Source organism: Pantoea rwandensis, from assembly GCF_000759475.1.
Lineage (GTDB): Bacteria > Pseudomonadota > Gammaproteobacteria > Enterobacterales > Enterobacteriaceae > Pantoea > Pantoea rwandensis_B.
Map to the genome: position 1 here is coordinate 2,454,553 of NZ_CP009454.1, position 21,004 is coordinate 2,475,556.

At 51.9% G+C, this 21,004-nt stretch carries 18 protein-coding genes; 8 read left to right on the plus strand and 10 right to left on the minus strand.

The features are described from left to right. The first annotated feature begins 102 nt into the window (after positions 1-102). The 3 genes from LH22_RS11210 (at position 103) to LH22_RS11220 (ending at position 1,817) form a co-directional block, all read left to right on the plus strand. Positions 103-378 (plus strand): YcgL domain-containing protein, encoded by a 276-nt coding sequence (locus LH22_RS11210; RefSeq protein ID WP_038646605.1) that lies wholly within the window; start codon positions 103-105, stop codon positions 376-378. A gap of 267 nt (positions 379-645) precedes the next feature. Further along, positions 646-1,305, plus strand: coding sequence for a fumarylacetoacetate hydrolase family protein (locus LH22_RS11215; RefSeq protein ID WP_038646607.1), 660 nt, complete (start codon positions 646-648; stop codon positions 1,303-1,305). A gap of 65 nt (positions 1,306-1,370) precedes the next feature. Then, positions 1,371-1,817: a YcgN family cysteine cluster protein gene (locus LH22_RS11220; RefSeq protein ID WP_038646609.1), complete on the plus strand. Its 447-nt coding sequence runs from the start codon at positions 1,371-1,373 to the stop codon at positions 1,815-1,817. 39 nt (positions 1,818-1,856) lie between these two features. On the opposite strand, the gene dsbB is transcribed toward LH22_RS11220, so the two are convergent. Continuing rightward, positions 1,857-2,390, minus strand: a complete 534-nt coding sequence (gene dsbB, locus LH22_RS11225; RefSeq protein ID WP_034828752.1) for a disulfide bond formation protein DsbB — start codon at positions 2,388-2,390, stop codon at positions 1,857-1,859. Positions 2,391-2,706: 316 nt separating this feature from the next. Here dsbB and fadR point away from each other — a divergent pair, with 316 nt between their 5' ends. Further along, complete coding sequence (gene fadR / locus LH22_RS11230; RefSeq protein WP_038646611.1) at positions 2,707-3,426, plus strand: fatty acid metabolism transcriptional regulator FadR; 720 nt, start codon at positions 2,707-2,709, stop codon at positions 3,424-3,426. Positions 3,427-3,463: 37 nt separating this feature from the next. Here the strand turns inward: fadR and LH22_RS11235 are convergent, their stop codons facing one another. Continuing rightward, entirely contained in the window at positions 3,464-4,999 is a 1,536-nt protein-coding gene (locus tag LH22_RS11235) for a SpoVR family protein (protein WP_034828757.1), read from the minus strand. Positions 5,000-5,500: 501 nt separating this feature from the next. On the opposite strand from LH22_RS11235, the gene LH22_RS11240 reads away from it, so the two are divergent. Together LH22_RS11240 and dadX are read left to right on the plus strand one after the other, a co-directional pair. Next, positions 5,501-6,802, plus strand: coding sequence for a D-amino acid dehydrogenase (locus LH22_RS11240; RefSeq protein WP_038646613.1), 1,302 nt, complete (start codon positions 5,501-5,503; stop codon positions 6,800-6,802). A gap of 21 nt (positions 6,803-6,823) precedes the next feature. Then, entirely contained in the window at positions 6,824-7,894 is a 1,071-nt protein-coding gene (dadX, locus tag LH22_RS11245) for a catabolic alanine racemase DadX (protein WP_038646615.1), read from the plus strand. Here the strand turns inward: dadX and LH22_RS11250 are convergent. The 6 genes from LH22_RS11250 to yeaG all read right to left on the minus strand — a co-directional run bounded on the left by LH22_RS11250 (position 7,887) and on the right by yeaG (position 16,615). After that, positions 7,887-9,080, minus strand: a complete 1,194-nt coding sequence (locus LH22_RS11250; RefSeq protein WP_038646617.1) for a multidrug effflux MFS transporter — start codon at positions 9,078-9,080, stop codon at positions 7,887-7,889. The two genes, dadX and LH22_RS11250, sit on opposite strands and share 8 nt — an antisense overlap. 118 nt (positions 9,081-9,198) lie before the next feature. Continuing rightward, positions 9,199-10,665 carry an undecaprenyl-phosphate galactose phosphotransferase WbaP gene (gene wbaP / locus LH22_RS11255; protein WP_038646619.1) on the minus strand — a complete coding sequence of 489 codons (1,467 nt, stop codon included), beginning with the start codon at positions 10,663-10,665 and terminating at the stop codon, positions 9,199-9,201. 377 nt (positions 10,666-11,042) lie between these two features. Beyond that, positions 11,043-11,276 (minus strand): DUF1480 family protein, encoded by a 234-nt coding sequence (locus LH22_RS11260; protein ID WP_034828766.1) that lies wholly within the window; start codon positions 11,274-11,276, stop codon positions 11,043-11,045. Positions 11,277-11,353: 77 nt separating this feature from the next. Beyond that, positions 11,354-13,081, minus strand: a complete 1,728-nt coding sequence (locus tag LH22_RS11265) for a potassium/proton antiporter (RefSeq protein ID WP_038646621.1) — start codon at positions 13,079-13,081, stop codon at positions 11,354-11,356. Between the two features lie 230 nt (positions 13,082-13,311). Further along, positions 13,312-14,589, minus strand: a complete 1,278-nt coding sequence (locus tag LH22_RS11270) for a YeaH/YhbH family protein (RefSeq protein ID WP_034828771.1) — start codon at positions 14,587-14,589, stop codon at positions 13,312-13,314. Positions 14,590-14,680: 91 nt separating this feature from the next. Beyond that, positions 14,681-16,615, minus strand: coding sequence for a protein kinase YeaG (gene yeaG, locus LH22_RS11275; protein ID WP_038646623.1), 1,935 nt, complete (start codon positions 16,613-16,615; stop codon positions 14,681-14,683). A gap of 407 nt (positions 16,616-17,022) precedes the next feature. Between yeaG and LH22_RS11280 the strand changes: the two genes are divergently transcribed. After that, positions 17,023-17,772 carry a MipA/OmpV family protein gene (locus LH22_RS11280; protein WP_038646625.1) on the plus strand — a complete coding sequence of 250 codons (750 nt, stop codon included), beginning with the start codon at positions 17,023-17,025 and terminating at the stop codon, positions 17,770-17,772. Between the two features lie 84 nt (positions 17,773-17,856). Next, positions 17,857-18,705 (plus strand): aldo/keto reductase, encoded by an 849-nt coding sequence (locus tag LH22_RS11285; protein WP_038646627.1) that lies wholly within the window; start codon positions 17,857-17,859, stop codon positions 18,703-18,705. A gap of 24 nt (positions 18,706-18,729) precedes the next feature. On the opposite strand, the gene LH22_RS11290 is transcribed toward LH22_RS11285, so the two are convergent. Further along, positions 18,730-19,605, minus strand: coding sequence for a D-hexose-6-phosphate mutarotase (locus LH22_RS11290; protein ID WP_038646629.1), 876 nt, complete (start codon positions 19,603-19,605; stop codon positions 18,730-18,732). A 74-nt stretch (positions 19,606-19,679) separates the two neighbouring features. Beyond that, entirely contained in the window at positions 19,680-20,678 is a 999-nt protein-coding gene (gene gapA, locus LH22_RS11295) for a glyceraldehyde-3-phosphate dehydrogenase (protein WP_034828788.1), read from the minus strand. Positions 20,679-21,004: the final 326 nt, after the last annotated feature.

Genomic DNA, 21,004 nt, shown 5'->3' on the forward strand with positions numbered 1-21,004 from the left:
CGTCATTAACATCAAACGGTCAATATTCGAAGTTCTGCAAGCATGTTATAGTTACTGCTATATTCAGGCAAGTGACGCCACAGGTTAATTCGAGTAAAAAATATGTTTTGTGTGATCTACAGAAGCCCGCAACGTGAACAAACTTATCTTTATGTTGAAAAAAAAGACGATTTTTCGCGCGTTCCTGAAGAACTGCTGCGTGGCTTTGGTAAACCCCAGTTAGCAATGGTGCTGTCACTGGACAAACGCGAAAAACTGGCTAATGCAGATATCAATAAAGTTAAGCAAGGTTTGAGCGATCAAGGCTATTATTTACAGATCCCACCACCGGTTGAAAGTCTGCTCAACATTCATCTTGATCAGAGTAAAAAAGTTTAATTCGGATTCATCTGTAAATATGCCCTGTAAATATCCTCAGTGTTATTTGCATTAATTATTCGCCCGCTTTAAAGCAATATTGCGGGCAATAATCTCCGGCGGTGATCCTGTTTGTTGAGCATGATTAACGACTTTTGACAATTTCCGCCACGTCTGCCGCTATAAAACCGCTAATATAATCTTCCTCAGCTTGCCGCGTTCCGGCGCTGAACCTGACCTATCCGCCAGTCAGACTGGCATCAAACACAACTAATGCAGGGGAACAGCATGTATCAGCATCGTAACTGGCAGGGCGCTTTGTTGGATTATCCCGTCAGCAAAGTGGTTTGCGTAGGCAGCAACTATGCGAAGCACATCAAGGAAATGGGCAGCGCCACGCCGACAGAACCGGTGGTGTTTATCAAACCGGAAACGGCGGTGTGCGATCTGCGTCAGCCGCTCTCAATTCCCGCTAACTTCGGCGAAGTGCATCACGAAGTGGAACTGGCAGTGTTGATTGGATCAACACTGAAGCAAGCCAGTGAAGAGCATGTGGTGAAGGCCATTGCCGGATATGGCGTGGCACTGGATCTGACGCTGCGCGATGTGCAGGCGGGCTTAAAAAAAGCCGGGCAGCCGTGGGAAAAATCCAAAGGGTTTGATAACTCCTGCCCGCTGTCAGGTTTTATTCCGGTTTCTGAATTCAGCGGCGACCCGCAAGACACCGAACTGAAACTGGTGGTGAATGGTGAAGTGCGCCAGCATGGCAGCACGGCGGATATGATTCACAAAATCCTGCCGCTGATTGCCTATATGAGTCAGTACTTTACGCTGCGCGCCGGCGATGTGATTCTGACGGGCACCCCGGAAGGTGTCGGGCCAATGCGATCTGGCGATAAACTCGAAATCTCGCTGGCCGGTCACGGAATTACCACCCGCGTACTGTAAAACTTGCATCACCGCACCTAACCCTTTATAAGGTGCGGTCTTATTGCACAACCCGGACCGCGATCATGACTGAACAACCTTTCTGGCAGACAAAACGCCTTGACCAAATGGACGATGCAGAGTGGGAATCACTGTGCGACGGCTGCGGCCAGTGCTGCCTGAATAAGTTGCAGGATGCGGACACCGACGAAATCTATTTCACCAATGTGGCCTGCAATCAGCTGAACATCAAAACCTGCCAGTGCCGTAACTACGAGCGCCGGTTTGAATTTGAAGAGGACTGTATCAAGCTGACGCGTGAAAACCTCACCACCTTTAACTGGTTGCCGCGCACCTGCGCCTATCGTCTGTTAGGCGAAGGCGGCACATTGCCTGCCTGGCATCCATTGGTGGCCGGTTCGAAAAAAGCGATGCATGCGCAGCGTATCTCGGTGCGGTATATCGCGGTGCGGGAGAGTGAAGTGCGCGACTGGGAAGATCACATTATCGATCGGCCCGATCGTAACGGTTGACGTGATAACAGGCAGCGAGAGCTGCCTGTTTTGTTTTGATTAGCGGCTAAACAGATCGCGGCGTTTTGGCTTAAACGGCTGGGCAATCAGTACCAGTGCCCCAACCAGCAGATACGCGGCAAAGATGACGATCATCCACTGCGGCATACTCCATGTCAGGAATGTCCAGCTGCGTTCAGCACAATCACCGCTGGCTACAAATACCGATGGCAGCCATTTATCCAACGGCAGCCAGGTCGGGAAGCGCGCGGCAAAGTCACAAGTGACAAACGGATTCGGGTGCAGCTGAATATTCGTATGTTCAATCGAAAGCATTAAGCCCTTATAAGCGCTGTAGAGCCAAATCAGGATAGCGGCCCAGCGCAGTGGCAGGGACTTCGGGGCGAACGCGCCAACGATACCTGCACCCATGACGCCAAACAGCGCACAACGTTCGTAGATACACATCACGCAGGGTTTCAGTCCCATGACGTGTTGAAAGAAGAGTGCAGTCAGTTCAAAAGCCAGTGCTGTCAGAGCCAGCAATAACCATGCCCCGCGTCCTCGTGAGCATTGATTCAAATATCGCAACATATTGCTTATCCTGTAACCATTAATGCTTCGCAGTGTAAACCAAAAGCGTAACCGTGCCAGCCAGGTAAGGGGAAAAAATCATGTACAAAAATGACTTAAGCCTGATCCAGGCCATAAAAATCGCATTTACTGATCAAGCGGAGGTGACAGAAGGTCCATACCACGCAAACGAGTGCGTTGCCGTCTGACCGGTTAAAAACACCGCTGAATTTTGCGCCAGCGCGCGCTTTTAATCGATTGTCAGTCTATTTCCGCTATAGCCGCTCTGGTATGATGAGTGCCATTACGACAAAGAAAGCAATGAGAAATAAATGCTATGGTGATTAAGGCGCAAAGCCCCGCAGGATTTGCTGAAGAGTATATTATTGAAAGCATCTGGAACAGTCGCTTTCCGCCGGGGTCTATTCTGCCTGCTGAACGTGAGCTTTCTGAACTGATTGGCGTCACGCGCACTACGCTGCGTGAAGTTTTACAGCGTCTGGCACGTGATGGATGGTTAACCATTCAGCATGGTAAACCCACGCGCGTGAATGATTTCTGGGAAACCTCCGGTCTTAACATTCTCGAAACGCTTGCCCGCCTCGATCACGATAGCGTACCGCAGTTGATTGATAATCTGCTGTCGGTGCGTACCAATATCGCGTCGATTTTTATCAGCCGCGCACTGCGCCATCATCCGGACAAAGCGCGCGAGGTGCTGGAAACTGCACTGAGCGAAGAGGATAAAGCAGAAGCTTACACCGAACTGGATTATCGCGTGTTCCGTGGTTTGGCCTTTGCCTCCGGTAACCCGATTTATGGATTGATCCTGAACGGTTTGAAAGGGCTGTATACCCGCGTGGGGCGCCACTACTTCTCTAATTCTGAGGCGCGTCAGCAGGCTCGTAGCTTCTATCGTCAACTGGCGGATTTGTGCAGTGTGAATCCCACACAGGACCAGATTGTCGATACAGTACGTGAGTATGGTCGTCGCAGTGGAGAAATCTGGCATAGCATGCAAAAAAGCATGCCCGATGATTTAGCCAGCAAGCGCTAAAAGAAAACCGGACTTTAACAGTCCGGTTTTTTTATGCTTACAGTGCCGGGCCACGTGAAGGCGAACGGTCCAGCAACTCAACGCTGCCATCTTCGTTCTGTTGTTCCAGAATCACATCGAAACCCCACAACCGATGCACATGCTTTAGCACTTCGCGGCGGCTTTTATCCAACGGCGCGCGTTGCTGTGGCACGTAGCGTAAGGTCAGCGAACGGTCGCCGCGCAGATCCACATTATAGACCTGAATGTTAGGCTCCAGATTGCTCAGGTTGTACTGTGCTGACAGTTGCTGGCGGATGGCGCGATAGCCTGCCTCATCGTGGATCGCGGCAATTTCCAGGAAGTTATTGCGATCGTCATCCATTACCGTAAACAGGCGGAAGTCTCGCATCACTTTGGGTGACAGGAATTGGCTGATGAAACTCTCATCTTTAAACTCGCGCATGGCAAAGTGCAGCGTTTTCAGCCAGTCGGAACCCGCAATATCCGGGAACCAGTAGCGATCTTCTTCCGTCGGTGACTGGCAGATACGCTTGATATCCTGGAACATGGCGAAGCCCAAAGCGTAAGGGTTTATGCCGTTATACCACTGGCTGTTATACGGTGGCTGATACACCACATTGGTGTGGCTGTGCAGGAACTCCATCATAAAGCGTTCCGACACTTTCCCTTCGTCGTATAGATGGTTGAGGATGGTGTAATGCCAGAACGTCGCCCATCCTTCGTTCATCACCTGCGTCTGTTTCTGCGGGTAAAAATACTGGCTGACCTTACGCACGATGCGCAGCACCTCACGTTGCCAGGATTCCAGCAGCGGGGCGTTTTTTTCCATAAAGTAGAGCAGATTTTCCTGCGGTTCCGAAGGATAGCGCGCCGCTTCCACGTGCACGGACTCCTTCTCTTTACGTGGCAGGGTGCGCCATAACGTATTCACCTGGCTCTGCAGATACTCTTCACGGCTTTTTTGCCGCGCTTTCTCTTCCTGCAGCGAAATTTTTTGCGGACGCTTGTAGCGATCAACGCCGTAGTTCATCAGAGCATGGCAGGAGTCGAGCAGCCGCTCCACTTCTTCGACGCCATATCGCTCTTCGCAATCAGTGATGTAGTTACGCGCGAATAACAGGTAATCGACGATGGAGCTGGCATCGGTCCAGCTGCGGAATAAATAGTTATTTTTAAAGAAAGAGTTGTGCCCATAGCACGCGTGCGCCATCACCAGCGCCTGCATGGTCATGGTGTTCTCTTCCATTAAATAAGCAATACAAGGATTGGAGTTGATGACGATCTCGTAGGCTAAGCCCTGCTGACCATGTTTATAGCGTTGTTCGGTTTCAATAAATTTTTTACCGAACGACCAGTGGGCATAGTTAATCGGCATACCCACGCTGGAGTAGGCATCCATCATTTGTTCGGAGGTGATGACTTCGATTTGATGCGGATAGGTATCAAGCCCGTAGCTTTTCGCTACACGGTCAATTTCTGCCAGATAAACATCAAGCAGTTCAAAGGTCCAGTCGGGTCCATCACTGAGTCGTTTACTGCTCCGGGTTGGCTCGTCAAAGATTGTCGTCATAGCGCACCTCTGTTTTGCAAGCGGCAGGCAACGGAGTGTCACCTGTCACGATCGTTTAAGGCTTCATCCTGAGAAAGACGGCCCAATAAAACTGAGCGAACACTTCAATGATAGTCCACTGTCGCTTATCCGAAACCGGAACTCAATCGAATTCTTTTGGCAGAAAATCATTCAAAAATCGTCGCTTAAGTCATTACTGATGACAACTCTTGGTTTTTAGCTAACTTGCAGAATAAAACTCTGTTTATAAGCGCATTATATGACTGCGACGCTTTCTCCTGAAAAAAGAGAAAAGCACTCCCTTACGCATAATAAATTGCTGATTAATGGTTTTATGGCATAAAAAATCCTGATTTTTGCACTGACTCATGATTTCTGTGTGCAGGAAGGTGAAAAACATGTGAAATATGTCTGTCGAATGTAAGATAAGAAGTGCTGTCTGGTTATGCTGATACAAACAGCATTCATAGTTGATTATGCTTTTGCCGCGGCGAGGGGCTTATGCGCGTAGTGATTCTTGGAAGTGGTGTCGTGGGAGTGGCGAGTGCCTGGTATCTGGCGCAGGCTGGACATGAGGTGACGGTCATCGATCGCCAGCCGGGGGCCGCGCTGGAAACCAGTGCCGGTAACGCTGGCCAGATCTCTCCAGGTTATGCGGCGCCTTGGGCGGCACCGGGTGTGCCACTGAAAGCGGTTAAATGGATGTTCCAGCGCCACGCGCCATTGGCCGTCCGCCTCGATGGCAGCAAGTTCCAGCTGGAATGGATGTGGAACATGCTGCGCAACTGTGACATGCGCCATTATCAGGAAAACAAAGGACGCATGGTACGTATCGCGGAATACAGTCGTGATTGCCTGAAAGCATTGCGCGCCTCGACCGGTATCGCCTATGAAGGCCGGCAGGGCGGCACCTTGCAGTTGTTCCGCACTCAGCAACAGTTTGAGAGCGCCAGCAAAGATATTGCCGTACTCAAAGATGCCGGCGTGCCTTACGAACTCCTAGAAGCACACCAGTTACACAGCGTTGAACCGGCGCTGGCCACGACGGCACATAAACTGACCGGCGGGCTGCGTTTACCGAATGATGAAACCGGAGACTGCCAGCTGTTTACGCAGCGCCTGGCCGAGATGGCAGCCGCTGCGGGTGTCACCTTCCGCTACGACACTCAGGTTGACCAACTGCTGCGTGAAGGCAATCGTATTTACGGCGTGAAGTGTGGCGAAGAGGTGATTAAGGCGGACGCCTATGTGGTGGCGTTCGGTTCCTACTCGACCGCGCTGCTGAAAGACATCGTGTCAATTCCGGTCTATCCGCTTAAAGGCTATTCCCTCACTATTCCGATTAAGAATCCAGACGCAGCCCCCGTCTCCACCATCCTTGATGAAACCTACAAAGTGGCGGTCACGCGCTTTGACGATCGCATCCGCGTGGGGGGCATGGCGGAAATTGTTGGTTTTAACACCAAACTGACGCCTGCACGACGTGAAACGCTGGAGATGGTGGTCAGCGATCTCTATCCTGAAGGCGGTTTTGTTGAACAGGCCACGTTCTGGACAGGATTGCGTCCGATGACGCCGGACGGCACGCCGATTGTCGGGCGTACACCGCTGTCCAATCTCTATCTCAACACCGGTCACGGAACGCTGGGATGGACCATGGCCTGTGGTTCCGGTCAGCTTTTGGCCGATTTGATTTCCGGTCAGAAACCGGCGATTGCCGCAGACGATTTGTCAGTACTGCGCTACCTGCCGGGTTTCGAACCCCATTCGTCGCCGTTGCGTAACGCTAACGCGGCGCGTTGAGACCTCAGGGAGAGCACAAGCATGTCACGTCCTACTGGCGCCACCATTAACCAACAGGCGCTGCGCCACAATCTCGCGATTGTACGGCAGGCTGCACCGCAGTCGCGGGTTTGGTCAGTGGTCAAAGCCAATGCTTACGGGCACGGTATCGCGCGTGCCTGGCAAAGTCTGGCAGAGACCGATGGTTTCGCGCTGTTGAATATGGAAGAAGCGATTCTGTTGCGTGAGCAGGGTTGGAAAAAACCGATTCTGTTGCTGGAAGGTTTCTTCCATGCCGAAGATTTAACCTTGATCGATCGTTATCGTTTGACCACCAGTGTGCACAGCAACTGGCAGATTCAGGCGCTGGCCAAAGCTTCACTTTCTGCACCGGTTGATATCTATGTGAAGATGAACAGCGGCATGAATCGGCTGGGTTTCCGTCCGGAACAGTTGCAGGCGGCGTGGCAGAAACTGCGTGCGCTCCCTAACGTCGGTGAGATGACGCTGATGGCACATTTTGCGGACGCGGAAAACCCGGAAGGACTTATCGAACCGATGAAGCGCGTTGAACTGGCCGCCGAAGGTCTGGATTGCCCGCGCTCGCTCTCCAACTCTGCCGCCACTTTGTGGCATCCAGAGGCGCACTTTGACTGGGTGCGTCCGGGGATCATTCTCTATGGCGCATCGCCAAGTGGGAATTGGCAGGATATTGCCAGCAGCGGCTTGCAGCCGGTGATGACGCTGAACAGTGAAATCATTGGTGTGCAGCAGCTCAGTGCTGGTGACGGCGTGGGCTATGGCTATCGCTATCATGCATCGGGCGCACAGCGCATTGGTATTGTGGCCTGCGGCTATGCAGATGGCTATCCGCGCCATGCGCCAACCGGCACGCCAGTCAGCGTTGACGGTATTCGTACCCAGACGCTGGGCGCGATCTCCATGGATATGATGATGATTGACCTCGAACCTTGCCCGCAGGCCGGGATTGGTTCCAAAGTGGAACTGTGGGGCAATCAGGTGAAAATCGATGAGGTGGCGAAAGCCGCTGGCACGGTGGGCTACGAGCTGATGTGTGCGCTCGCGCCCCGCGTACCAGTTGAGATTATTTAAGCGCGGTCACGCTGCCGTGCATCTTCTTACTGCAGCGCCAGGCACTCAGGGCCAGCGCTGCACCTAAAAGCATCATTAAAGCCAGTGCTGATTTTTCTGCGACCGGCAATGCCACAATCATCAGGCTGCCACCCGCGCCGCACGCCATCTGAATAAACCCCTGCAAGGCCGCGGCAACGCCTGCCTGCTGCTGATACGGTTCTAACGCGTAGCTGGTGGCGGGGCCAACGGTAAAGGCCAGTCCTGCAACCGATACCGCCACCGGAATCATATACAGCGCCCAGTGTGTCTGCCATGCGCCAGGCAACAGCGTCATTCCCGCCAGCAGCAGAATGGCACCCAGCAGCATGGTGACAAAGCCCATCGCCAGGCAGAACGGGCGTCCGGCTTTACGGATAGTCTTATTCACAAACGCACTGACCAGCATGATCCAAAAGCCGTTGGCACCAAAGGCAAAGGAGAATTGCAGGGGCGTCAGACCCCCTTCCGTCATTAGCACGTGGGGGGCAAGTGACACATAAGTCAGCACCATGCCGAGCGCACCCGCGTTGGCAAACGCGAAGGCAAGAAAACGCGGCTCACGTGCAATCGCCGCATATTGCGCTAACGGCAATCCTTTGACGCGTAACGTATCGGCTGGACGGGTTTCCGGCAGGAAGAACACCACAATCAAACCAATGACTGCAGCATAGCCACACAGGAACCAGAAGGGCGCTCGCCAGCCGTAGGCTTCAGCAAGGATACCACCCAGTAGTGGCGCCAATGCCGGCACAATATTCAATGCACCATTGAGAAAACCATAGGCGCGCGCAGCTTCATCACCGCTTAAACGATCGCGCACGCCACTGAAGGCCACCACCGCACTGCAACAGACCGCGCAGCCCTGAATCAAACGGGCAAGGAAGAACACTGGCCATACGGTGGCCGTTGCCGCCACGGCGCTGCCAATGATGTAAAGCACCAGACCAATGATCGCAATCGGCTTACGGCCAAAATTATCCACCAAGGGTCCGGTCACCAGCTGGCCGATGCCCATCACCAGTAAGAACAGCGGGATGGTGATCTGAATCAAACTGACCGGACTGTTAAGGCCTTCAGCGATTTGCGGCAGAGTAGGAAGGTATAAATCGATGCCGAGTGGTGCCAGCAGCACCAGGCTTAAAAGCAGCAGGGTAAATTTTTGCATCTGAAACCAGAAACGTCCTGTTAAACAAGCGGGAAGGGTAATGACTTAGCAGGGAAAAAGAAAGGAATAAAAAAGCGATGTCTGCTGAGACAACACAGACATCGCATCGCGGGTAGGATCAGTAGGCCCCGTCGCGGCGTAACACCACACCTGCGGTTTTAAACAGAATGGCGATGTCGGTCCACAACGCCCAGTTTTTCACATACCAGGAATCGAAATAGACGCGAGTATCATAGTCGATATCGTTACGACCGCTCACCTGCCACAGACCGGTCATGCCCGGTTTCGCCATCAGGTAATAATCAACATCCCCCGCATAGCGTTCCAGCTCAACTTCAATCACCGGACGTGGACCCACCAGACTCATTTCACCACGAATCACATTCCACAACTGCGGCAATTCGTCGAGGCTGGTTTTACGCAGGAAACCGCCAATTTTGGTGATACGTGGATCGTTTTTCAGTTTGAAATCACGATCCCATTCTGCGCGCGCCTCTTCGCTGGTCGCCAGCAGATTTTGCAACACTTCCTGAGAGTTAGTGACCATCGAACGGAATTTCAGGCATTTAAACTTCACGCCATCCTGCCCAACACGTTCATGCCCATAGATCGCATTGCCGCCATCACGTTTTACCATCGCACACAGCAGACCGAATACCGGGGCGAGGAACAGCAGCAACAGGGAGGCGACCACAATATCGAAGGTACGCTTGAGGAAGCGAGAAGAACGTTTTGCCAGGTTATTACTGACGCGCAGGATCATCACTTCGTGGCTGAAGATGAATGACATATCCGTACCGTAAAGCGGCACGCCGCGCAGGGTTGGGATCACGGAGATCGAGCGGCACTTCATTTTGGACAGGAACTTCAGCCATTTATCGCGCACCACCTGCTGTTCAAACTCAGTGGCGACGATAAATTGCGTGTTGTCGCGATCCATCGTTTGCCAGTTGATGTCTTTCCAGGTGATCACGGGTACACCATTAACGTTCTCAGGATGGTGCTCATCTTCCAGTGAGATGAAAGCCTGGACGTTGTAGCCGAGGATTTCCTCACTCTGCAGTGCTGCATAAGCTTCCATGGCATTCTTGCCTGAACCAATAATGATGGTCTCTTTCTGCCACTGACCTGCGCGGTTGATGGCTCGCTTGACCACCGCACGCATCAGCGGCAGCAGTAGCAGTGCGTAAGTCCAGCTAAACACCCAAACCATGCGCGAGAAGTCCCACTTGGAGATGGCGATCAGCGCCAAATCCAGCAGCGAAAAAACGAACAGGGTTTTTACAATCTCTTTTAACTCGAACCAAAACGGTTTGCGGTAAGTGTAATGACGCATGCGCACCCAAAACCACGCGGTGCAAAGTACAGAAAGCCCTAATTGAGCGATAAAGCGGTATTCAATCTGCTGCGGCGGAATAAAGGTGTCCAGTTCTCCCCAAATACCCTGAACGGTTGCTGCAGATAGAAACAAAGCCAGATTCAGAGCAATTAAATCCGAAAAGCTTAAAGCGACTTTTGCGATGAGATTTTTACGCAATCCGCTCCACGAGCGGGTTGCATCATTCATTACCAATGTACTTGCCATAAAACCTGCTCTCTTTTCTTAAGTAAAAGATGGCCTGACCAGAATCAAGTACGCGCTCAGGAGTTGTCCACCGAAAATAAAAAGAAATGATTTTTCAGTGCGATATAAGTCAATGCTGCCATAAGCGCTGCATGGAAAGGGCCGTTTGAGACGTGATGTACGTCACGAAAAGCTGCAGCAACGTTTAAGAGTATGCAGGAGTTATTTGACAGAGTTAATATGGAAATAGTCTTAAAAGGAAATAAATGCTGCGTGAAATAGTGAGTTAGCTAATTGAAATACAAGGTTAAAACCAAAAAAAACCCAGATAGAACGCTTCATTTTAAGACTGCTTTTAGGAATGACCGCCATACGAAGCGGATGGCGGCGGGGGTACATCAGGCGGGTTTTTTTAATACCCAGCGGTCTTGTTGCTTGTCATAGTGTCCGATCTGCAGATCGACGGGCTCGCCATCAATCCACGCCGGCACACTGGTTTCATGATCCCAGCCATCGAGTTGGTAACTCAGGCCGGGGTTGGTATTGCAGGGAATGCTGATGGTATCGAGCTTTTCAGCATTCAGTTCTGCATCAACGATCTCGTAACGACCAATTTTTACCACGTGTCCCATGCGCTTCTCCCGTTTGTGCTGGGTGGAATAGTGATCATAGTAGCTCACACGCAGTTTTGGCGTTTTCGCAGTTCGGATTACTCCTTGTCTTCCATGACACGTACGCCAATTTTAACGATTTGGTTGTCCTCTTTCTCCGCCACGGTCCAGGTCAATTGGTTCCACTCCACCTGATCGCCCACCACGGGTGTACTGCCTAGCAGGCCCATCACCAGTTGACCGAGGGATTGCTGATCGTTGGTGGTTTCATCAAGTTCCAGCCCATAAATTTGCGCCACATCGCGTAAACGTGCCTCGGCATCCAGAATGAAGTCACCAAAGAAGCGTTGATCGAGCGCGACGGGTGGCGACTGACTGAACATTTTACCTAAAGCGGGCAAATCGCGTTCACGTCCAATCACACATAGCACATCGCCCTCTTTAAGGCGCGTACTGCCATTGGGATGCATCAGCGCGTTATCGCGGAACAGGGCAGCGATGCGCGTTTCGCGTGGCATCTGCAAATCACGCAGCGCGGCACCGATACACCATTTGTCAGCACTGAGTTGGTAAACAAACTGCTCCCAGGGGTTTTCAGGGTGGATATCCAGTCCGACGCGGCTAATAGGTGAGGCAGTAGGGGGAACCACAACTTTGGCGCGTTTGGCCGCATAGCCCAGCGAGGTGCCCTGTAGCATTAGCGACACGAGAACCACGAAGAAGGCGATGTTGAAGTAGAGCTTGGCGTTTTCCAGCCCGGCCATCATCGGGAATACCGCGAGGATAATAGGGACTGCGCCACGCAGGCCAACCCAACTGATAAAGATGCGTTCGCGGCCGGTAAAACCTTTAAATGGCAACAGACCCACCAGAATTGAAAGCGGGCGCGCCACCAAAATCAGCCAGAGAGATAAAATCATGGCTGGAACGGCGATGTGCCACAGATCAGATGGCGTCACCAGTAAGCCGAGCACGATAAACATGCCGATCTGACTCAACCACGCCATACCATCGAAGGTTTGCAGAATACCGTGACGGTTGCGGATCGGGCTGTTACCCAGCAGATAACCACACAGGTAAACGGCCAGTATGCCGCTGCCTTCCATGACCGTGGTCAGTGCAAACACAATGATGCCGCCGCTTAACGCCAGCAGGGGGTAGAGACCTTGTGCCAGATTGATACGGTTTATCAGTTGCTGTAGTGCCCAGCCGCCGCCCAGCCCCAGTACAATACCGAGACCGAACTGTTGCACCAGATGCACCACAAACATCCAGCTTAAGCCTGACTGGCCTTGCTGGATCATGTCAATCAGCGTGATGGTCAGGAATACCGCCATAGGATCGTTACTGCCGGATTCAATTTCCAGCGTGGAGCTGACACGTTCGTTAAGCCCTTTATCCCCCAGCAGCGAGAAGACTGCGGCGGCATCGGTGGAACCGATAATCGCGCCAATCAGGAAACCTTGCATCAAATCGAGTTTAAAGAGCCAGGCCGCCGCCAAACCGGTTAAACCGGCGGTTATCATCACACCGACCGTGGCGAGCGATAATGCGGGCCCCAGCGCCACCTTGAATGAGCTGGCTTTGGTGCGCATGCCGCCATCCAGCAAAATAATGGCCAGCGCGAGGTTGGATACCAGATACGCCACGGGGTAGTTGTCAAAAGCGATGCCGCCAATTCCGTCAACGCCAGTCAACATGCCTAACGCAAGGAAAATCACCAGAATAGGGATGCCAAGCCGTGACGAGAATGAACTCAGAAGAATACTTGCTGCAACCAGCACGGAACCAATAATAAACAAACTGTAAATCATGCTGGCATTCAACGGCGTTCTCCTGCGGTACGAGCGAAAATGACAAACTGCGGGGGATTCACACAGACAAGGTGAAAAGATAATGCCTTATCAATAGCTTGTCAGCGCTTAATTGCATATTTTTTCAATCTGCGGAGCGCTATCCCATAGATCGTTAAAATTGTGTGAAAAATCAGCGGGGATTTGAGGCGAATGAGCGGTGGCGCGGAAAAGAAAAAGCCGGTCAATGACCGGCTTGATGTTCAGGCTTCTGCCACCTGTTTGTGGAAAAGTTCTCTAAATACCGGATAAATGTCTTCTGGCTCGCGGATGTGCTGAATCGCGAAGTTATCAAACATGGCCTGCAGATGTTCATACTCACGCCACAGCGTCTGGTGCGCACGGCGCGTGATTTCGATGTAGCTGTAATAACGTACAACCGGCAAAATATGTTTGGCCAGAATCTCATGACATAACGGAGAGTCATCCGCCCAGTTGTCACCATCAGAGGCCTGTGCCGCATAAATATTCCACTGCGCCGGGTCATAGCGCTCTTTAACCACTTCATCCATTAACTTCAATGCGCTAGACACAATGGTGCCGCCGGTTTCCTGCGAGTAGAAGAACTCCTGCTCATCGACTTCTTTCGCCTGCGTATGGTGACGGATATACACCACCTCCACATTTTTATAGGTACGGCTCAGGAACAGATAGAGCAGAATATAAAAACGCTTCGCCATGTCTTTCGTGGCCTGATCCATTGATCCGGAGACGTCCATCAGGCAGAACATCACCGCCTGGCTCGAAGGCTCGGGGCGCTTCTCAAAGTTCTTGTAGCGCAAGTCGAAGGTATCAATAAAAGGCACACGTTCAATACGTGCCCGCAGTTCGGCAATTTCTTTGCGCAGCCGCTCCTCTTCCAGTAACTGAGCGGGTTCACTGTTTTCCACTTCCGTCAGCGTGGCTTCCAGTTCGTGTAGCATGCGGCGCTTGCCGGCGGTCATCGCAGTGCGACGTGCCAGTGAGTTTTGTAACGAACGCACTACGCTGATGTTGGCCGGGACCCCATTGGAGGTAAAGCCTGCGCGGTGGGTTTTATACTCATTCAGCTGCCGGTGCTGATTTTTACGCAGATTCGGTAAGGCAAGATCTTCAAACAGCAGATCGAGATATTCATCTTTCGATATCTGGAAAACAAACTCATCCTGTCCTTCACCGTCCTGACTGGCGTTGCCCTGACCGCTGCCGCCGCCACCGCCGCCCCCTTGTGGGCGCTCAATGCGGTCGTTCTGGACGAAATGATCGTTCCCCGGATGCACGCGATGGCGACTGCCGCCGCGTCCCTGATGGAAAATGGGCTCATTGATGTCATCGATAGGAATCGAGACAGATTCGCCGCTCTCCACATCGGTGACCGACCGCTTGTTGATGGCCTCGGAGATCGACTGCTTGATTTGCGACTTGTAACGGCGCAGGAAACGCTGCCGATTGACCGCGCTCTTGTTTTTACCGTTCAGACGCCGATCGATAAAATAGGCCATACATATCCCCCAAACTACAGTGCAAGCCAGGCCGGAACCTCTCCGGCCTCCTGTTGCGGCGTCGCGGCGCCGCGTAGCTTACAGGTAACGATTAAGACGATTTACGCACGCGCAGATACCATTCGCACAGCAGGCGTACCTGCTTGCGGGTATAGCCTTTCTCCATCATGCGATCGACAAAATCATCGTGTTTTTTCTGTTCGTCCGTTGAGGTCTTGGTATTAAACGAAATCACCGGCAGCAACTCTTCGGTATTGGAGAACATTTTCTTCTCAATAACCGTGCGCAGTTTTTCGTAGCTGGTCCAGTTGGGATTACGTCCACTATTTTGCGCCCGGGCACGCAGCACAAAGTTGACGATCTCGTTACGGAAATCTTTCGGGTTACTGATCCCGGCAGGTTTCTCGATTTTTTCCAGCTCGGCATTCAGTGATTCACGATCAAACAACTGTCCGGTATCGGGATCGCGGTACTCCTGATCCTGAATCCAGAAGTCGGCGTAGGTTACGTAGCGGTCAAAGATGTTCTGGCCGTATTCTGAATAAGACTCCAGATAGGCGGTCTGAATCTCTTTGCCGATAAACTCCGCGTATTTCGGGATCAGATAACCTTTCAGGTGCTCAAGGTATTTCTCTGCCAGATCCTGCGGGAACTGCTCGCGTTCAATTTGTTGCTCCAGTACGTAGAACAAATGTACCGGGTTGGCCGCCACTTCGGCATGATCAAAGTTGAACACGCGCGACAGAATCTTAAACGCGAAGCGGGTCGAAAGGCCGTTCATGCCCTCATCCACGCCGGCGTAGTCATGATACTCCTGCCATGATTTCGCTTTTGGATCGGTATCTTTCAGGCTTTCACCATCGTAGACGCGCATTTTTGAATAGATGCTGGAGTTTTCCGGATCTTTCAAACGCGACAGGATAGAGAAGCGCGCTAAGGTCTCCAGTGTGCCCGGGGCACATGGCGCCGTCGTCAGCTCACTGTGATTGAGCAGTTTGTCGTAGATTTTGATCTCTTCCGACACCCGCAGGCAGTAAGGCACTTTGACGATATACACACGGTCAAGGAACGCTTCGTTGTTCTTGTTATTACGGAAAGTCACCCATTCTGATTCGTTGGAGTGCGCCAGAATGATGCCATTAAACGGCAGGGCAGAGATCCCTTCAGTACCGTTGTAATTACCTTCCTGAGTGGCGGTCAGTAAGGGATGCAGCACTTTGATCGGTGCTTTAAACATCTCAACGAATTCCATAATGCCCTGGTTCGCGCGGCACAGTGCGCCCGAGTAACCATAAGCGTCAGGATCGTTTTGCGCGTGGTTTTCCAGTTTGCGGATATCCACCTTACCGACCAATGCAGAGATATCCTGGTTGTTCTCATCTCCCGGTTCCGTTTTGGCGATGGCCACTTGCTCCAGGATAGAAGGCCAGACTTTGACCACTTTGAAGCGGGTAATATCGCCGCCGAAGTCATGCAGGCGTTTTGCCGCCCACGGCGACATGATGGTGCCCAGGTAACGCCGCGGCACGCCATACTCTTTCTCCAGAATATTGGCGTCTTCCTGCGGGTTGAACAGGCACAAAGGATGATCGTTTACCGGGCTGCGTTCGCCATCAGCGCTCAGCACGTAGATCGGTACGCGTTGCATCAGGGCTTTCAAACGCTCAGCAAGTGACGATTTACCGCCACCGACCGGCCCCAGCAAATAAAGAATCTGTTTCTTCTCTTCCAGGCCTTGCGCAGCGTGTTTCAGGTAGGAGACGATCTGCTCAATCGCTTCCTCCATACCATAAAACTCTTCGAAGGCGGGATAGCGTCCCATGACGCGGTTAGAGAAGATTCTGGAAAGGCGTGGCTCCTGCGCCGTGTCAACCATCACCGGCTCACCGATAGCCATCAATAGTCGCTCTGCAGCGTTGGCGTATGCACTGCGATCCTGTTTACAGACAGCGAGAAATTCCTGCAGTGTGAACTCTTCGTCCTTGGCAGCTTCATAACGCTGACGATAGTGATCGAATATATTCATAGCGATGCCCGTCCTTTCGTTTTTAGCACAGGTAAAGGAGCGAAATTAGATACGTTTGCAGCTCCCGGAAGATATTCTTTATTGAGTACAGCAACCCTTATGCCAACCTGACGTTTTTTTATCGGGATACACAATTCTTATGGTTACTCTGCTCGTACAAAAAGTCTCGTCTTACTTTTAACTGTAGAAGGCATTCAGAAAATCTGCAGACACTTTTCTCCTTATTTAGCGATATATCAATAACAAAGTCTCATAAGCACTAAGGCATTCAGTTTGCATGTCTACGCTGGCAACCAGCCTCAGACTATTCCGTGCGGGTGATAAACATCCCTGATTTAACGTTAACTCATCGCGAAAATTTAGTTAGACTCTGCGTGTGATTGTTATATTAATGGACTGATTAAATTGTGAACCAATTCAAACTTAAAGCGCTTGCTTGTGTTGTTCCTTGTTATTTTGCGGCGTTCAGCACTCATGCAGAACCCTTATCACTCGGGGCTTCAGTTATTTATGCCCAGTCACCTTATCGCGGTGGGCAGGACCGATACATCCCCATCCCGGTCATCAATTATGAAGGCGAAAACTTCTGGTTCCGTAGCCTGCAAGGTGGCTATTACCTGTGGAAAGATCAGCAGAATCAACTGTCGTTAACGCTGCTGGGTTCACCACAGCAGTACGATCCTAAAGATAATGATTTGGGGGACATGAAGGCACTGGATAAGCGTCGGATGACCGTGATGGCGGGTGCCAGCTATCGCCATGTTGCCGATTGGGGCATTGTGCGTACTGCGCTGCTGGGCGATGTGCTGAACAACAGTAATGGCATCATCTGGGATCTTACCTATCTGTATCGCTTCGATTTTGGCGCGTTTAGCCTGACACCAGGCATCGGTGCAATGTGGAACAGCGCCAACCAAAACCGCTACTACTATGGCGTGTCTTCGCATGAAAGCGCACGGACAGGTATTGCTGAATATCAACCGGACGACAGCTGGTCACCCTATGTGGAAATGAACGCCAGCTACCAGATTAGCGACAGCTGGAACGCCAGTTTGTCCGGGCGTTACACCCGTTTTGACAGCGAAATCAAAGACAGTCCGATGGTGGACAAAAGTGGCCAGTTCACCCTCTGGACCGGCATCAGCTACAGTTTCTAATGGTTTTCTGCGGCGCCTCTTAATGAGGCGTTTTTATTACATTGCACCAATAGCGCGCCCCATCCTGGCGCATCGGGAGCCTTAATGAAGACAATTCAATTTCGTGGAGAACCAGCATTACCTGCCATTGGGCAAGGAACGTGGTACATGGGGGAGAATGCAGCGCTGCGTCGTCAGGAAGTCTCGGCATTACAGGCTGGATTGGATTTGGGCTTGCAACTGATTGATACCGCGGAAATGTATGCAGAAGGCGGCGCGGAAGAGGTGGTGGGCGAAGCGTTACGCGGACGCCGCCATCAGGCCTGGCTGGTGTCAAAAGTCTATCCGTGGAATGCCGGCGAAGTGGATGCTATTGAGGCCTGCGAGCGCAGCTTAAAGCGCTTAGAGACCGATTACCTTGATCTCTATCTGCTGCATTGGCGCGGTAATGTGCCACTGGAGGAGACGATTCATGCCATGGAAACCTTGCAACAGCAGGGAAAAATACGGCATTGGGGCGTATCCAATTTCGATACTGACGATCTGCAAGAACTGTGGAGCGAGCCGGGCGGTGAAAACTGCTCGACTAATCAGGTGCTGTATCACCTGGCATCACGAGGAATCGAATACGATTTATTCGCGGCATGCCAGCAACGTGATATGCCGATCATGGCGTATTGCCCTCTGGCACAGGCGGGACGTTTGCGTCAGTCACTGTTTGAAGATCCCCATTTGCACCAAATTGCACAACAGAAGGGCATCAGCGTGGCGCAATTGCTGCTCGCGTGGGTGATTCGTCGGCCAGGCGTGATCGCCATTCCCAAGGCCAGCAGCCAACAACACGTGGCGGAAAATGCGGCTGCGTTAGACCTGCATTTGAGTGTTGATGAGTTGGCGGTCATTGACCGGGCGTTTCCAGCACCGCAACATAAAACGGGCTTAGACGTGGTATAGCGGCGCATCTGCGCCGCAAAAAAGCTACTTATTGCGCACGCGCAGGGTGGTACCTAGGCGAGCAGGGGATTCCCCGGCACTTTTCATCGCCTTGTTGATGCGAGCCGTTTCTACGCAGACCATGGTTTTGTAACCCTCATTAGGCATATCCGCCATGCTACAAGACAATTCCGGCCCTGGGTTCCATGTGACAACGTCACTTTGATAGTGGTGATACACTTCAATCTGACGTTTACCCGCGATGTCATGAATCACACTGCAATCCTCGGCAGCCGTGTGAATCCGATCGACGCGATCTGGGTAGGTTTGCTTGCCATCAGCCGAACTGCCCACCGTATTAGCATTCACCTTGTCGATATAGCTATTTCCTAAGCCACTCACTTCAACCTGAGCAATATCGGCGATCTGGAAGTAGGTGTGCAAGGCTGCGGTGGCTTCATAATCGCCCCAGGCTTCCAACTCGATTTCACAATGCTCGGCGATACGGAAACGGGCCAGCAGGGTGAAATCATGTGGCCACAACTTTTTCGTTTGTGCGTTGCTTTCCAGCGTGAACGTCAGCATTACCGCATCTTCGTTCTCATCGTGTGCGGTAAGCGTCCAGGGTTGATTACGGGCGAAACCGTGCGCCGGTTCACCTGCAGGTCCAAACCATGGCCAGCAAATGGGCACACCACCGCGAATCGCTTTGCCTGTGGCAAACGGCGTCTTCTCGCTTAACCAAATCACCGGCTGCTGGCCGCTGGGCTGCCATGAGAGCAGATGCGCGCCTTGCAGCGCAATCGCCGCACGCACCTTGGGATGGCTCACAACGACGATGGGCAAATCGCCCATCTGGCGTTGCGTCAGATATGGGGTGATCTGATTCACCACCGGCAAACTATAAAGCGTATCTTGCATCGTCAGACCTTCTCTTCTTCCAAATGAAAAAAAAGGGGCGACCGAAGTCACCCCTTGTCTGTTTCGCCAGTCGCTTACTTAGAAGCAACCAGTGCAATCAGATCCAGAACTTTGTGTGAGTAACCAGTTTCGTTGTCGTACCATGAAACCAGTTTCACGAAGTTGTCGTTCAGTGCGATACCGGCTTTAGCATCGAATACTGAAGTCAGGGTTTCGCCGTTGAAGTCGGTTGATACAACGTCGTCTTCGATGTAGCCCAGAACACCTTTCATCTTGCCTTCAGATTCAGCTTTGATTACGGCACAGATTTCTTTGTAAGTTGCTGGTTTTTCCAGACGTACAGTCAGGTCAACAACAGACACGTTCGGGGTAGGAACGCGGAACGCCATACCGGTCAGTTTACCGTTCAGCTCTGGCAGAACCACGCCGACTGCCTTCGCAGCACCGGTAGAAGATGGGATGATGTTCTGTGCTGCGCCGCGGCCGCCGCGCCAGTCTTTGTGAGACGGGCCATCAACGGTTTTCTGAGTAGCGGTAGTCGCGTGAACAGTAGTCATCAGACCTTCAACGATACCGAAGTGGTCGTTGATCACTTTAGCCAGTGGTGCCAGGCAGTTAGTGGTGCAAGACGCGTTAGAAACGATGTCCTGGCCAGCATATTTTTCAAAGTTAGCGCCACGTACGAACATTGGGGTCGCATCTTTAGAAGGACCGGTCAGAACCACTTTCTTCGCACCAGCCTGAATGTGTTTGCGTGCGGTTTCGTCGGTCAGGAAGATACCGGTTGCTTCAGCAACAACGTCAACGCCCACTTCATCCCATTTCAGGTTAGCCGGGTCTTTCTCAGCAGTAACACGGATTTTTTTGCCGTTAACAATCAGCGCGCCGTCTTTAACTTCTACGGTACCGTCGAAACGACCGTGCGTAGAGTCATACTTCAGCATGTAAGCCATGTAATCCGCGTCGAGCAGGTCGTTGATTGCAACGATTTCGATGTCAGAACGCTGCTGTGCAGCACGGAAAACGATGCGACCGATACGGCCAAAACCGTTGATACCTACTTTGATAGTCATATATTCCACCAGCTATTTGTTAGTGAATAAAAGGTTGGCTGTAAAATTACAAAAACCTTACCAGGCGTCAAGCGGAATCGTGTCAATTGTTGCGACAGGTCAATTCCAACGCCAGGAATAATTGGTTGCGCAATCGCTTACGCAGCACCCTTATTGCGCGCCTATGTTACGCCGAATGGCGGCCGAAAAGGGATGACTTTTGCAAAGGGTGATCGATGTCACAATTTTGCGTTATGAGAGTCGTGGCGAACGGGTTCGCACGAAAAAAGACCATGAAGATGTTGTTCGTTTGTTAGAATACTAGTCGATTTTTACAGAATGACACT